Source organism: Halovivax ruber XH-70, assembly GCF_000328525.1.
Lineage (GTDB): Archaea > Halobacteriota > Halobacteria > Halobacteriales > Natrialbaceae > Halovivax > Halovivax ruber.
The window spans coordinates 2,434,433-2,448,152 of sequence record NC_019964.1 but is presented as its reverse complement, the minus strand read 5'-3'; the positions used below and the strand labels follow the sequence as shown (position 1 = coordinate 2,448,152).

At 63.6% G+C, this 13,720-nt stretch carries 10 protein-coding genes, 1 tRNA gene and 1 pseudogene; 10 read left to right on the top strand and 2 right to left on the bottom strand.

Annotated elements, in window-relative coordinates; all coding sequences use genetic code 11:
- Positions 1 to 73: 73 nt before the first annotated feature.
- Positions 74 to 3,247: an ATP-binding protein gene (locus HALRU_RS11770; protein WP_015301610.1), complete on the top strand. Its 3,174-nt coding sequence runs from the start codon at positions 74 to 76 to the stop codon at positions 3,245 to 3,247.
- A gap of 146 nt (positions 3,248 to 3,393) precedes the next feature.
- Here HALRU_RS11770 and HALRU_RS11765 read toward each other — a convergent pair whose 3' ends face one another.
- Positions 3,394 to 4,893: a sensor histidine kinase gene (locus HALRU_RS11765; RefSeq protein WP_015301609.1), complete on the bottom strand. Its 1,500-nt coding sequence runs from the start codon at positions 4,891 to 4,893 to the stop codon at positions 3,394 to 3,396.
- 185 nt (positions 4,894 to 5,078) lie between these two features.
- Between HALRU_RS11765 and HALRU_RS11760 the strand changes: the two genes are divergently transcribed.
- From HALRU_RS11760 to HALRU_RS11720, 9 genes are all read left to right on the top strand, one after another.
- Positions 5,079 to 6,059 carry an ROK family protein gene (locus tag HALRU_RS11760; protein ID WP_015301608.1) on the top strand — a complete coding sequence of 327 codons (981 nt, stop codon included), beginning with the start codon at positions 5,079 to 5,081 and terminating at the stop codon, positions 6,057 to 6,059.
- A gap of 95 nt (positions 6,060 to 6,154) precedes the next feature.
- Complete coding sequence (locus HALRU_RS11755) at positions 6,155 to 6,526, top strand: NifU family protein (RefSeq protein WP_015301607.1); 372 nt, start codon at positions 6,155 to 6,157, stop codon at positions 6,524 to 6,526.
- A 198-nt stretch (positions 6,527 to 6,724) separates the two neighbouring features.
- Entirely contained in the window at positions 6,725 to 7,291 is a 567-nt protein-coding gene (locus HALRU_RS11750; protein WP_015301606.1) for an ACT domain-containing protein, read from the top strand.
- Positions 7,291 to 8,343, top strand: a complete 1,053-nt coding sequence (locus HALRU_RS11745; protein WP_015301605.1) for a homoserine dehydrogenase — start codon at positions 7,291 to 7,293, stop codon at positions 8,341 to 8,343. Before HALRU_RS11750 ends, HALRU_RS11745 begins: the two co-directional genes overlap by 1 nt.
- Before the next feature lie 221 nt (positions 8,344 to 8,564).
- The gene (tuf, locus tag HALRU_RS11740) at positions 8,565 to 9,830 is read left to right on the top strand and encodes a translation elongation factor EF-1 subunit alpha (protein WP_015301604.1); all 1,266 of its coding nucleotides are present in this window, start codon (positions 8,565 to 8,567) and stop codon (positions 9,828 to 9,830) included.
- The gene (rpsJ, locus tag HALRU_RS11735; RefSeq protein ID WP_007703032.1) at positions 9,831 to 10,139 is read left to right on the top strand and encodes a 30S ribosomal protein S10; all 309 of its coding nucleotides are present in this window, start codon (positions 9,831 to 9,833) and stop codon (positions 10,137 to 10,139) included.
- A 124-nt stretch (positions 10,140 to 10,263) separates the two neighbouring features.
- Positions 10,264 to 10,869 carry a rhomboid family intramembrane serine protease gene (locus tag HALRU_RS11730; protein ID WP_015301603.1) on the top strand — a complete coding sequence of 202 codons (606 nt, stop codon included), beginning with the start codon at positions 10,264 to 10,266 and terminating at the stop codon, positions 10,867 to 10,869.
- Positions 10,870 to 10,935: 66 nt separating this feature from the next.
- A tRNA-Ala gene (locus HALRU_RS11725) sits at positions 10,936 to 11,007 on the top strand.
- A gap of 838 nt (positions 11,008 to 11,845) precedes the next feature.
- Positions 11,846 to 12,625, top strand: a complete 780-nt coding sequence (locus HALRU_RS11720) for a helix-turn-helix transcriptional regulator (RefSeq protein ID WP_015301602.1) — start codon at positions 11,846 to 11,848, stop codon at positions 12,623 to 12,625.
- A 417-nt stretch (positions 12,626 to 13,042) separates the two neighbouring features.
- On the opposite strand, the pseudogene HALRU_RS11715 reads toward HALRU_RS11720, so the two are convergent.
- A pseudogene (locus tag HALRU_RS11715) lies at positions 13,043 to 13,648 on the bottom strand (transposase).
- Positions 13,649 to 13,720 lie beyond the last annotated feature (72 nt).

Sequence of the window (13,720 nt, the reverse complement as noted above, 5' to 3'; positions counted from 1 at the left end):
GAGCGTGAGCCGGGTCGCTCTAGCCAGCCCGTGGCGGTCACCTTCATTATCGAGGGGTGTGATATGCGGTCGTATGGATCACTCGCTGGCCGATCTCGTCTGCCTCTATCTGGCAGCGGACCCCGCCAGTGAGCACGATGGCTCCCGGGCCGAGACCGAGTCGCCTGCTGCCCCGGTCGATATCGCCACCGGCATCGGCATCGACCCGGCGGACATCAGCAGCCGCCTCGGTGTTTTCGAGGCGCTGACGGGGCTCGTCACGGACGGCTTCCTCACGGAGACGGTCCAGCGGACGGCGGCCGGGTACGAGCGAACCGTCTACGAACTCACCGATAGTGGGCGAGCACGAGCCCGTGACGTCCGGCGGACGCTGGACTCGCCGCCCGATACGGACCGGGAGGAGTACCAGCCAGCTGCGGGAATCGACTGGCAAGAGAACGACGTGTATAGCCCGCCACGACCGGTGGAACCGAACGATGGCGGAGAACCGGACGAGACGCGGTTCGTGGGTCGCGAAGCGGAACTTGAGTTCCTGTACTCGGCCCTGTCGTCGATTCATCGTCGCGGTGGTCGAACGCTGTTCGTCACCGGCGACCGGGGCGTGGGCAAATCGACACTGTGCGCCCGCGTGATCGAACAGGCTCGCGAGCGGGACGTCGCCGTCGGTCGCGCCCGTTGTTCGCGAGACGCAGACGAACCCTACGGCCCGCTCAGACGAGCGATCGACCGTGCGTTCGACGAACCGGTTCCCGACGCGTTGATCGATCCGCCAGCAGCGACGCTCGACGACGGTGCGTCGATTGCCGCCCGTCGATCGGGGCTGCTGGGACACGTGGCCGACGCAGTCTGTGATCGGGTGATCGATCGACCGACCCTCCTCGTCGTGGACGACCTCCACAACGCCGGTGCGTCGACGCTCGCACTCTTCGAACGAATCGCAACGGCGAGTGCCGCGTGGGTCTATCCACTCATGCTCGTCGGTGTCTACCGGCCGCGGGCAGTCGGCGACGCCGCACCGCTGGCGGCGATGCGAGCCCGCCTGTCGACGGACGTCCGGATCGACGACCAGGTCGTCGAACCGTTCGAGCGCGCGGAGACGGCTCGGCTCGTTAGACTCGCCCGCGGACCGGACGTCTCGACTCAGCTCGTCGATCGGATACACGAGACGGCGGGTGGGAACCCGCTGTTCGTCGCCGAAACCCTCGCCGGGCTGGCCGAATCCGGTGCCACGACGGACCCGACTGCAGCGGCCGATTCGGCTGGACCAGCCACCTCGCTCGAGCTTCCGGCAGCTCCCGAACGGGCGATCGAGCGCCGGCTGGAACCGCTCGACGACGCCGGGTGGGCGGTCATCGAGGCTGCAGCCATCCTCGGACACAGGATCGAGCCGGACGTCCTTCGGTCGATCGTGTCGCTCCCCGAATCGGACGTCTCCGCGTACGTTCGGCTGCTCGTCGACGCACGGTTTCTCGATCGGACCGACGACGGCGAGACGCTCACCTTCCCGAGCGAGGTCGTCAGAGAGACGGTCGTCGATTCGACTGCTCCGGACCGGCGTCGAGAACTCCACGGACGGGCAGCTGACGCGCTCGTCGACACCGACGCCCCGCCGGCGACGATCGCCCACCACTGTGCGGAAGCCGACGCCTCCTCACGTGCGATCGAGTACTTCGAACGAGCGGCGCAGCGGGCGCATCGTCGCTACGCCGGGTCGAACGCGATCGAACTGTACGAGCGCGCACTCGATCTCGCGACCCAGATCGACGAGACACGACGCGTCGCCGACCTGCAACTGGCGCTGGGTGAGACCAGATTCGTCAGGGGTGAGTACGAACTGGCTGCCGAGCACTTCGTCGCCGCCCGCGACGGCGCGACCGACGCGACGAATTCGGCTCGGGCGCACCACCGGCTGGCGGAGATTCTGGTCAAACGCGGTGACGTCGACCGGGGCATCGAAACGGCGACGGCCGGACTCGGCGCAGTCACCGACGACGTCCCGGCCGCCGATCGGTGTCGGTTACATCGCGTGCTGGGCTGGGGCTTGATTCAGCGCGGCGAACTGGCCGACGCACGGGATGCGTTCGAACAGCAGGCTGCCGTCGCCGCAGATGCAGCGGACGACTCGCTCCTGGCGCTTGCCGACCACGATCGCGGGACGCTCGCGGGCATGACCGGGGAGATCGAGTGCGCCGAAGCGAAACTCGCGGCGGCCGCGGCGGCGTTCGACCGACTCGACGATCCGAACCTCCGGGCAAAGTCACTGACGAACCTCGCGCTCGTGTACCGCCGGAGCGGTCGACTCGACGACGCGCTCGCGGCAAACGATCGGGCCCTCGCGATTCAACGGGAGTACGGCTACCTGGAGACGCTCCCCGACTCGCTCCTGAACCAGGCGGAACTCCAGTACGCGCGCGGCGACCTCGCGCTGGCGACGGATTCGTACGAGGCCGCGATCGACGCGGCGATGGATAGTGGGCGCGACGAACGGGCGGCGAAAGCCCGGACGAACCTGTCGCAAGTCCTGACAGAGCGGGGTCGCCTCGGACTCGCGTTCCGTCGGTGTCAGGCGGCCATCGACGCGTTCGACCGGCTTGGTGCGTCGGACGGGCTCGTTCTCGCGTACACGGCTCGGGCGGCTATCAACCGCTGTGCCGGCGAGTTCGAGAACGCACGCGCGGACGCCGAACGTGCACTCTCGCTGGCTCGCGACCTCGGCAACGACGACCGGGTCGCCGCAGCACGCAACGCACTCGGGCTGGTCGCCAGATCGACAGGCGAGGTGACCGACGCGCTGGCCCACCACGAGGCCGCCGCGTCGCTCTCGGCCGACGGCGGAGCCGACGTTGCGGCGATGACGTATCGTCTCGAAGCGATCGCTGACCGGCTCGCCGATCCCGAACGTGACTCCGCAGACGAACTCGCGTCGCTGGCCCGGACCGTCGTTGACGAGGCGGACGAACGCGTCCTCGCAGCACGGGCCAGCACCCGGTACGGCCGTGCCTGCCGGCGGTGTGGTGCGTTCGAGGCGGCCCAGCGAGCACTCGACGAGGCGTGTGAGGCGCAGGAGGCACTCGGTGCAGTCGTCGACCGCTGTGAGACGCTGTTGGCGCGGTGTGCACTCGAACTCGACACCGACCGGCCCGGCGAGGCGGCGAATTCGCTCAGCGTCGCGAACGGGGTGATCCAGGAGTATGGACTCGCGATGTACAGTGAGCGTGTCGACCAGCTCCACCGTCGACTCGAGTGACCGGTTCGCCAGTCCAGGTCACACCGAAGGAGTAGCTCGATTGGACCCGCGTCAGCCGCTCGACTGGACCCGCGTCGTCTAGTCAGAGTGGTGCCCTCGCTCGATTTGATCGCGTTCGACTCACTCAGACGTGTTATTCGGACGTATCAGTCGGACGCATTCCGTGCGCGCCGAAGCGTGAGGGTGACGACGCTGCCGGTCGGGTCGTTTGCCTGAATATCCATCTCACCGTCGAACACCTGGACGATCCAGGAGGTCAACCAGAGGCCGAGCCCGCTCCCGTGAGCGAGTTGCGTCGGCATCGCCGTCCCGAGGACGACCGCCTGTTCCGTCTCGGGGATTCCCGGGCCGTCGTCCGCGACGGTGAGTTCCACCCAGCCCTCTTGCGGGGCGTCACCAACCCAGACGTTCACGGTCGGTGCTGCGGCGTCGTTGTGGACGATGGCGTTTTCGATGACGTTTCGAAGGGCGATCTCGATCGGATCGCCCACGTCGAGTTCGCCGTAACTCGAGATGGTGACGTCGATCGAGGCCGACGAGTGTCGCTCGCGGGCCCAGTCGACACAGTCGGTGACGAGTCGCTCGACGTCGACACGGTGGGTCCCGTCGGGAGCCGTTTCGATCGAGCGTTCGAGCGTCCGTATCGTCTCACCGAGTTTTGAGAGCCACGTGGCGGATCGTTTGATCGTCCGGAGTGCCTCACGATGCTCGTCGTCGACGACGGGTTCGAGCGTCTCGGCGTAACCGGAGATGATGTTGACGTTCGTGCGGAGGTTGTGCCTGAGCGCGCGGTCCATGACGGAAACGATCTCCTCGCGGCGCTGGCGTTCGGTGACGTCGCGCAACACGCCGACTGCGCCGGCGAACCCGTCGTGTGTCGGTCTGAGTGCGAGCGAGTTCTCGACCGTGAGATGCCGGCCGTCGGCCGTCACGACGACGCTCTCGATCGTCTTCCGGGCAGTGGGGTCACCGTCGTCGAGGAGGGTTCGAAGGGTCTCGACGATGGACGCGGCACCGTCGTCGGTGGTGATCTCGGCGAAGTGAATCTCCGACTCGGTGACAGCCGTCCGGTCGATGCCGAATTGCTCCGTGAAGGCCCGATTGACGAACGTGAGCGTGCCGGTCTCGTCGGTCGCGTAGACTGGATCCGGGAGCACCTGCATGATGGTCTCGTACTGTTCGAAGGTACTGGTGCTCGGGACCGATTCTGGTGCCTCGGTCGCTTCCATCTCGTGACTGGTCGATCCGTCGACTGGTCGAACGTGAAGCACTCGCTGCTCGTCGACACGATGGGCTGGACCCGCGACGATGTACACTTCGAACTGTCGAGTGGCCCCTGCCACTTCCCGTTCGATCACGTCGCCCGCGGCCGCCCCAGCGAGCGACGCCGTGGCTGGTGAACCCACGGACAGTTCGTCACCGAAGAGGATCTGTGCCCGCTCGTTCATCGCGATAACTCGACCGTCGGCGTCGACGTGGACGAGTGGGTCGGGATGAGACGCGAAGCCGTCCGACTGGGCGTCGCCACCGTCGGTGCGAACCGACTCGCGAGCGATTCCGGCCCGGGCGCCGATCGGTTCCGATTCGTCCGCGACGGTCGACTCGGCCCGGCCACGGGGGTCGGTCCTTCGGCGCTCCGGCGTCATGGCTCGAGACGACGACTGGCGGAAACCTATAGGTTTTGGCGCATACCGTCGGTCACTGGATCGTCACCGGCAGCGCTCGCTGTCACCGTGTCCGTCCCCCGGACCGAATCGGCGTGCCCGGGTCGTCCGGTCGCTTCCGTTGCGGTCTGTGGCGTTAAGTACGTAGCCGGCGTTCGAGTCACTGGATGACCTACTTCGCGGGCGTCGATCTCGGCGCGACCAACGTCCGTGCGATCGTGGGCGACCACGCCGGCGAGCCGATCGCGACCAGCCGTCGGCGGACGCCGCAGGGACCCACCGGAATCGACGTCACGGAAGCCGTGCTGGACACCCTTCGGGACGCGTGTGCCGACGCCGGGATCGAGCCAACCGCCATCGAAGACGCCGCGATCGGCTCGATCGGGCCGTTCGACCTCGCCGAGGGGGCCGTGGTCGACCCGGCGAACCTGCCCGATTCGATCGATCGTATCCCGCTCACCGGTCCGGTCGAACGGCTCGTCGCCGTCGACGACGTCGCCCTGCACAACGACGCGACGGCGGGTGTCATCGGCGAACGCTTCTACGCCGCGCGAAACCCCGACGACATGTGCTACGTGACGATCTCGTCGGGGATCGGGGCCGGCATCTGCTGTGACGGCTCGGTCCTCTCCGGATGGGACGGAAACGCCGGCGAGATCGGCCACATCGTCGTCGATCCCGATGGGGCGCTCACCTGCGGTTGCGGCCGGGCGGGCCACTGGGAAGCCTACTGTTCCGGCCGCGGAATCCCAACGTACGCGCGAGAACTCGCACGTCGGTCCGACCTCGAGACCGCCCTTCCACTCGAATCGGACGAGTTCGATGCGGCGACCGTGTTCGCGGCCGCCGATTCCGACCCGCTCGCAGCGCGGGTGATCGACCGGGTCGCCGACTGGAACACGATCGGCATCGCGACGCTGGTCCACGCGGTCGCTCCGATGGTCGTCTCGATCGGCGGGGCCGTCGCGACGAACAACCCGGAACTCGTGATCGACCCGATCCGGGAGCGTCTCCAGACGGCGGTCATCTCGAACGTTCCAGCCGTCACCCCGGCCACACTCGGCGAGTCGGTCGTGCTCCGCGGGGCACTCGCCAGCGCGATCACCGACGGGTCGGGCGACGCGTCGGCGATTGTTGTCCGGGAATAGCGTCGCTTTCCGGTTTCGCCACGGTCCTCGATGGTGTCCAGCAAGCTCCCACGGAAACCCCAACGTATTCCCTTTCGGACTGCCTACAGTCGAGTATGACAGCGTCCGAGTCGGAGACGTCGGACTCGCTTCGCGATCGCGTCGAGCGCTGGCTCGCGACGCAGATGCCGATCATCCAGATGCACGGCGGGACGAGCGCCGTCAGGACGGCCGACGCCGAGACCGGCGAAGTCGTGATCGAGCTCGGTGGCGGCTGTCGCGGCTGCTCGGTCAGCGACGTGACGACGGGGAACATCCAGGCCGAACTCCTCACGTGGGACGAGATCGAGGACGTCACCATCAGGGTCCCCGATGCGCGCGAGCAACTCGGCGGTCCAGAGCAAGCCGAGTCGATCATGGGGATCGATCGAACCGAAGGTGGCCGCGGCGACTGGGGCTCGTCGAACCCAGGGAAGGATCACCTGTAGTCGCCACCGCGACACCTGTGCTTGCCACTCGTCTGTGGCCCTCGCCCGTCTGTGAGTGCCGCTTCGTGTGATTTCGCACGCACCCGGCCCATCGGCTATCGCCGGCCAATTTTGAGTCGGACTACACGCTTTTAGGACCGACCCTCGTCCGTGACCGTATGGAGCCCCGTGGCGGTGCTCGCAACCGTGGTGACGTCGATGAGTGACGAGAACGGCGGGAGTGCGACGACAGTACGGTCGACAGCCGACGACGAGCACGCCGCGTACACGATCCGTCTCGAACTCGAGGACGAACCGGGGCGATTGCAACACGCGCTCGGGCCGATCACCGAGCACGGCGCGAATCTGCGATCGATCCACCACGAGCGTGACAAACGAACGCCGCGCGGGACGATTCCGGTCGAGATCGACCTGTCGTGTCCGCCCGCGCAGTTCGACGGACTGGTCGAGCGTCTCGAGGCGGCGGGCGTCCCGATCATCCAGGCGGGGGAGCGACGCTACGACCGAACGGTCAACGTCGTGCTGATCGGACACCTGGTCGATTCCGACCTCTCTGAGACGCTCGCCCGCATCGAGGCATTCGGTCGAGCTTCGGTCGTCGACGTCTCGCTCGCCGCGCCGGAGGGGACCGAGGGCGCCTCCTGCGCCCGCCTGCAACTGGCCGTCGAGGACAACTCGGTCGCCGACGCGCTCGCCGCGGTCGGCGAGGTCGCCGCCGAGAAGGACCTCACCGTCGTCGAGCCGCTCATCGGGGGTCGGTCGTAATGGCCGGCCACCGTCTCGCGATCGCCGGTGCCGGTTCCGTCGGCCGCTCGGTTGCCGAACTGGCAGGCCAGTACGGCCACCAGGTCGTGGGGATCGCCGATTCGACCGGTGCGATGGTCGCCGACTCGACAGGTGGAGCGCCTGCCGACTCGACCAGTGAGGCGACAGCTGGCTCGTCCGGTGAGGCGGCTGCCGATTCGTCCGGCGCGACGACCGACGATATCGGTATCGACGTCGCGTCGGCCCTGGCGCGCAAGGAGCGCGGCGAACCGGTCGGCGACGCCGCGCCCGAGGCCATCTTCGAGGTCGACTACGACGTCCTGATCGAGGCGACGCCGACGACCCTCGGCGACGCCGAGCCCGGATTCGGCCACGCCCGACGGGCGCTCGCCGCCGACTGCCACGTCGTCCTGGCGAACAAGGGCCCCGTCGCCGAGCGTTATGACGAGTTACAGCGACTCGCCGGGGCAAGTGCCGGTCGCGTTCGATTCGAGGCGACCGTCGGCGGGGCGATCCCGGTCTGCTCGACGATCGAGGACCTGACACCGGACGCCGTGACCGCCGTTCGCGGTGTACTCAACGGGACGGCCAACTTCGTCCTCAGTCGGATGGCGACCGAGGGACTCGACTACGAGCACGTCCTGGCCGAGGCCCAGGGTATGGGCGTCGCCGAGGCGGACCCGTCGTTCGACGTCGACGGCACGGACGCCGCCCTGAAGTTCGTGATTCTGGCGAACGTCCTCGCGGACGACGGGTTCTCGCTCGAGGATGCCGACGTGACCGGTATCGATGACGTGCCACGGAGCGCGCTCGAGCTGGCCGCCGAAGACGGGCAGACGATCCGTCTCGTCGGTGAAGCTACTCGGGAGGGCGTCAGCGTCGGTCCCCGGCTGGTCCCCGAACACGGCCCGCTGGCGGTCAGCGGGACGCGAAACATCGTCCAGTTCGAGACCGAATACGCGGGCACGTTACACAACAGCGGCGCCGGTGCTGGTGGCCCCGAGACGGCGACTGCAGTGCTCGCGGACATCGGCCGGTTGCCGTCGCTGTAAGCTCGAATCGGCTGGTGACGTTGGACGGCAGGTGCCTGAATACCTTACTGGCCAACTCGCCGTCGACCTGGCCGGTCGGCGGTGCGATCGGGCTCCCCTCGTGTGAACACCTCGCAAACCGCACGACGGCGTCGGGGTCCGCTCATGCGGGTTTCGAAATGGTTTTAACCACATCCGGACAACATCCCCGGTATAAGCGCCTTTGCGCGTGAGCTACAACAATGAGCGACAAACCACACCAGAACCTGGCCATCATCGGCCACGTTGACCACGGGAAGAGTACGCTCGTGGGTCGACTCCTGTACGAGACAGGGAGCGTCCCAGAGCACGTCATCGAACAGCACCGCGAAGAAGCAGAAGAGAAGGGCAAGGGTGGCTTCGAGTTCGCCTACGTCATGGACAACCTCGCCGAAGAGCGAGAGCGTGGTGTCACCATCGACATCGCCCACCAGAAGTTCGACACGGACCAGTACTACTTCACCATCGTCGACACCCCTGGCCACCGCGACTTCGTGAAGAACATGATCACGGGTGCGTCCCAGGCGGACCACGCCGTCCTCGTCGTCGCCGCAGACGACGGTGTCGCGCCCCAGACCCAGGAGCACGTCTTCCTGTCGCGCACCCTGGGCATCGAGAAGCTGATCATCGGCATCAACAAGATGGACGTCGTCGACTACTCCGAGGACGACTACAACTCCGTCGTCGACGAGGTCAACCAGCTCCTCGACCAGGTCAACTTCGAGGTCGCCGACGACTCGTTCATCCCGATCTCGGCCTTCGAGGGCGACAACATCGCCGAGACCTCCGACAACACGCCGTGGTACGACGGTCGTACCCTGCTCGAGACGCTCAACGACCTGCCGGAGTCCGAGCCGCCGACGGACGCGCCGCTCCGACTCCCGATTCAGGACGTCTACACGATCTCCGGCATCGGGACCGTCCCGGTCGGACGTATCGAGACCGGTGTCATGAACATCGGCGACAACGTCTCCTTCCAGCCCAGCGACGTGGGCGGCGAAGTGAAGACGATCGAGATGCACCACGAGGAGGTCCCGAAGGCCGAACCCGGTGACAACGTCGGATTCAACGTCCGCGGCATCGGCAAGGACGACATCCGCCGCGGCGACATCTGTGGCCCGGCCGACGATCCGCCGACGGTCGCCGAGACCTTCCAGGCTCAGATCGTCGTCATGCAGCACCCCTCGGTCATCACGGCCGGCTACACCCCGGTCTTCCACGCCCACACCGCGCAGGTCGCGTGTACGATCGAGTCGATCGACAAGAAGATGGATCCCTCGAGCGGCGACGTCGCCGAGGAGAACCCCGACTTCATCCAGTCCGGCGACTCCGCGGTCGTCACCATCCGTCCGCAGAAACCGCTCAGCATCGAGCCGGCCAGCGAGATCCCGGAACTCGGTTCCTTCGCCATCCGTGACATGGGTCAGACCATCGCGGCAGGCAAGGTCATGAGCGTCGACGAGAAATAAATGCAGCAAGCACGTGTCCGTCTCGCCGGGACGAGCCCGCAGGACCTGGACAACATCTGCGATGACGTCCGCGAAATCGCAAGCAACACGGGCGTCAACCTGAGCGGGCCGATCCCGCTCCCGACGAAGACGCTCGAAATTCCCACCCGCAAGTCGCCGGACGGTGAAGGGACGGCGACGTGGGAGCACTGGGAGATGCGCGTCCACAAGCGCCTGATCGACCTCGATGCGGACGAGCGTGCGCTCCGACAGCTCATGCGCATCCAGGTGCCGAACGACGTCTCGATCGAGATCGTCCTCGAGGACTGATCGGCACCCGCTGTTCGGATCGATTCGCGCACGTTGTACTCGCAGCACGTTCGACTCGCGTTCTCGACCGTCGAGTGACGACACCGTCCGACCGATTAAGGGAGTGTCCGTCGAATTCTGTCGTATGGCACGCTCCGGGAGTCCGCTCGTCGAGACGCTGGTGATCTTCGCCGTGGTCTTCGTCCTGCAGTGGATCGCGGCGCTGTTCAGCGTCGGGTTGATGGCCGGACTGTTCGTCCTGGCGCCGCCGCTCGAGGCCAACCCGTGGACGATCGTGACGAGCGTCTACGCTCACGAGAACCTGGGTCATCTGTTGTCGAACAGCGCCGCACTCGTCCTCTTTGGCTGGCCGGTCGCCCGGGCGACGACGCACCTGCGCTTTCACGCGTTCTTCCTGGCGACGGGCGCTATCGCGGGGATCACACAGGTCGTGGGCACCGGGATCGTCGGCGTGGCGACGCCGGTGCTCGGGGCGAGCGGTGCCGTCTTCGCGCTGATGGGGTATCTACTGGCGGGCAACCGACTCTCCGACGGGCTGGCCTCGCGCGTGCAGGTCTCTCCGTGGGTCGCGCTGGGTGTGTTCGTCGTCCTCGCCGCGCTCATTACGCTCGCGACAGCCGCCCCACGGGTCGCCCTGCTCGCTCACTTTACGGGGTTCTTGCTGGGGCTGGTTGCCGGCCGGGTCGGCGTCCTCGACGTCCCCTCGCACGTCCGTCGCCGCTCCGTCTGAGCTGGCGGCACCTCGCCGCCATCGAAACACAAGCTACTAATAGCTCTCCCGGCTACCAAATTCCGCGGGCTCGTAGATCAGTGGTAGATCGCTTCCTTCGCAAGGAAGAGGCCCTGGGTTCAAATCCCAGCGAGTCCATCAGAATTCTTACGTTTCTCGAAGTCTCCCGGTAGCCACAGCCTCGGCGGTTCTCCATACAATTTGCACTACCACGGGTGAGAAATCAACGGCCAATTTTGGGAGTGAGACGAGGGTATTTGTTCCGCCCCGACGCCATCGGGCGATTTTACCGAGTGAAACGGGGTGGTCGGCGTGACGTTTTCCGACGCGGTGATTCGGCTGCTCCTGGAGAACGAGTCGATCAATCCTGAGCCGGAAAAGAGCCGCGAATTCCGCTGTTCGGAGCGCCGTGCACGGTGTACCGTCCTCCTCGACGGACACTCTGAGGTCGGTCATGCGCGCTCGTGTCCCCGTCGACTCGAGCGGACGGGCTCATATCGAACGTGTCCATCGGCAACCAGCGGAGTGGAGGCGCAGCAATGACGGGGTTCGTTCCGGCTTCGACGCTCTGCGATGTTGAGTCACGGACGTCCGTCCCGCACCCTGCAAGTTCCTTCCACTGTTGGTTAGTGAGTATGGCGGAATTCCCGTCGCGTGGGCGGTCGCCGAGCGCGAAGCTGACGCGCTCGGCGACGTCGTCGAGCCAGTCATAAATCGTCGTCCGTCAATGTCCAGCAGCTGCTGGATCGCCGCTGGTGGGTCTCCATCGAGATACAGCAACGCAGCCGTGATCCGTTTGATCGCCTTCGGGTCGGTTTCTCGTCGCCAGTTACTTTACCACCCCAGGGGGTCATATCAGAGTATACGTGCCGATGAGATATGAACTAGATACCTAATCCATATGGCTCAAGATCGAATTTCACTTGAAAGTGAGCGATATCAATAGGTTTTAATAGAATTACAAGAATATCCAACCATGGATGAGCAGGACGAAAGCAAGGAACTCCGAAGAGTAGTCGAAAAAAGGCACGGGGTACTGGAAACTCTTGCAAAACGTCCTCAAACGAAGCCTGAGATCGTCGAAAATATCTCGCCCTCCCGGCCCACAATAAACCGAGCCATAAGAAATCTCATTGACCTCGATTGTATAGAACGGCCTGATAATGAATATGAATTGACTTCCGTTGGAATGATTGCCTTACGTGAATACCAGAAATATCACGAAACGATCGAAAAAGTAAACCGATCAAGTGATATTCTCCTCGAATTACCTAAAGGTTCCATTACCTCACGGTTCCTTCGAGGAAGCCAGGTTGACCATACGAATCCGTCCGCTCCTGAGGCTTCCCTCGAAACGAGCATTTCGTATATTAAAAACTCAAGCGAATTGAGTACATTCGTTACTGTAATTAAACCGTTCTATCTCGATGGTATCGTCGAACTCACAAGAGATGAAGGCTTAAATACCGAAATAATCATGGAAGAAAACACGCTTGAAGCCTTTCAGGAATTCTTTCCCGCTCGGTTTGATCAGATTGTGGCCACTGAAGATATATCAATGTATGTCCTCGATGCAAATCTTCCATTCGGCCTATGGTTCGTTAATGGCGACATTGGAGACGTGGCGGGTATCGCTGTACACACTTCAGGAGGATTGAAAGGGGTATTAATCAATGACTCGGATGTTGCGGTTACGTGGGCACATGATACTTACAGCGAGTATCGGGAAAGGGCTGACCCAATCACGCAGGGGTAGTTGAATTTCAGACGGGAGGAATGATCGCAGTTGCATTATGACAACTTAGTCCCACTTCTACGGTATAGTAGAGCACTCGTTTCGAGGTCGATCGCGCGTGTTGCAGAGAGTGCCCCTCCATGGTGTCTATGGCGTTTCAGCGCGAGGAACCTCTCACGTCAACGTTACGGAAAAGCACGTCTAATTGGTGACGTCTTCCCGCCTCGTTAAATATAATCAACAAACTGAAACGTCTTCGCGGAAACCATACACTCGTCCGGATTAAACCGCGGAGATAGGATAGGCCTCACTTCCTGAGAGCGTTTGCAACGAAGCTCCCTAAATTAAAGACCGTATAGAGGCCATAGAGCATGACTAGGCAACCAGCTATCAATATCGCGAGCAACTGAATCTCTCCTAGGGACATTATGGATAAGACTATTTTGTCAGCATATATAAACCTTTTGCCCACACCGACACATTGTAACATAGGGGTTTCTCGAACCAGTCTTCCAGTGAGTTGAGTTTCAGTCCGAGGAAGTTGAGATGCCTCTGGAGATGGTGTTTCGAGGCTCCGCTGAGCTTCGCCAGCCACACGCGGAGGAAAATCTTCGTCTTCAACTCCCTTCTCATGAGCAGTTACGTAGACCTAGTCGGCTTCACACACGCCGTAGCGGTCAATCTCTTCAACCTCACCACTGACGTCCTATACTTTGTGGACAAAGTTGAGAACTGTCTCATAGTCCCGATCAAGATCACGAGCGGTCTGGGTGGTCCGCTCAGATCGTATCTCCTTGACAATGTAGAACATTTCTTCGAGACTGAAGCGATATTGCCAAATATTGTCTCGATAAGGTCGTTGAGGTACGTCTCGCAGTTCTCACGCCAGTACTGATGAACATCTTTGTCGGTCATACCCCGCTTGACAACGTCGTTACTCTACCAATGGACACACCTCACCGTCTCGCCGGATCCGGCGTGACGGAACCGCTCAAAGCACCGCTCACGCGGTGGGAAGAAAACCTGCCTAACCCGCTCACCTATCGGTAACCGTCGCTTGGTTCGCCAGCCAATTTGATGTGACGACTCATTGAGATGGATGAGGTCTTTTTGCTC

Coding starts and splice junctions, on each gene's coding strand:
- HALRU_RS11765 (WP_015301609.1), bottom strand. CDS start 4,893: ATGACGCCGGAGCGCCGAAGGACCGACCCCCGTGGCCGGGCCGAGTCG.
- HALRU_RS11750 (WP_015301606.1), top strand. CDS start 6,725: ATGAGTGACGAGAACGGCGGGAGTGCGACGACAGTACGGTCGACAGCC.
- rpsJ (WP_007703032.1), top strand. CDS start 9,831: ATGCAGCAAGCACGTGTCCGTCTCGCCGGGACGAGCCCGCAGGACCTG.
- HALRU_RS11770 (WP_015301610.1), top strand. CDS start 74: ATGGATCACTCGCTGGCCGATCTCGTCTGCCTCTATCTGGCAGCGGAC.
- HALRU_RS11730 (WP_015301603.1), top strand. CDS start 10,264: ATGGCACGCTCCGGGAGTCCGCTCGTCGAGACGCTGGTGATCTTCGCC.
- HALRU_RS11755 (WP_015301607.1), top strand. CDS start 6,155: ATGACAGCGTCCGAGTCGGAGACGTCGGACTCGCTTCGCGATCGCGTC.
- HALRU_RS11760 (WP_015301608.1), top strand. CDS start 5,079: ATGACCTACTTCGCGGGCGTCGATCTCGGCGCGACCAACGTCCGTGCG.
- HALRU_RS11745 (WP_015301605.1), top strand. CDS start 7,291: ATGGCCGGCCACCGTCTCGCGATCGCCGGTGCCGGTTCCGTCGGCCGC.
- tuf (WP_015301604.1), top strand. CDS start 8,565: ATGAGCGACAAACCACACCAGAACCTGGCCATCATCGGCCACGTTGAC.
- HALRU_RS11720 (WP_015301602.1), top strand. CDS start 11,846: ATGGATGAGCAGGACGAAAGCAAGGAACTCCGAAGAGTAGTCGAAAAA.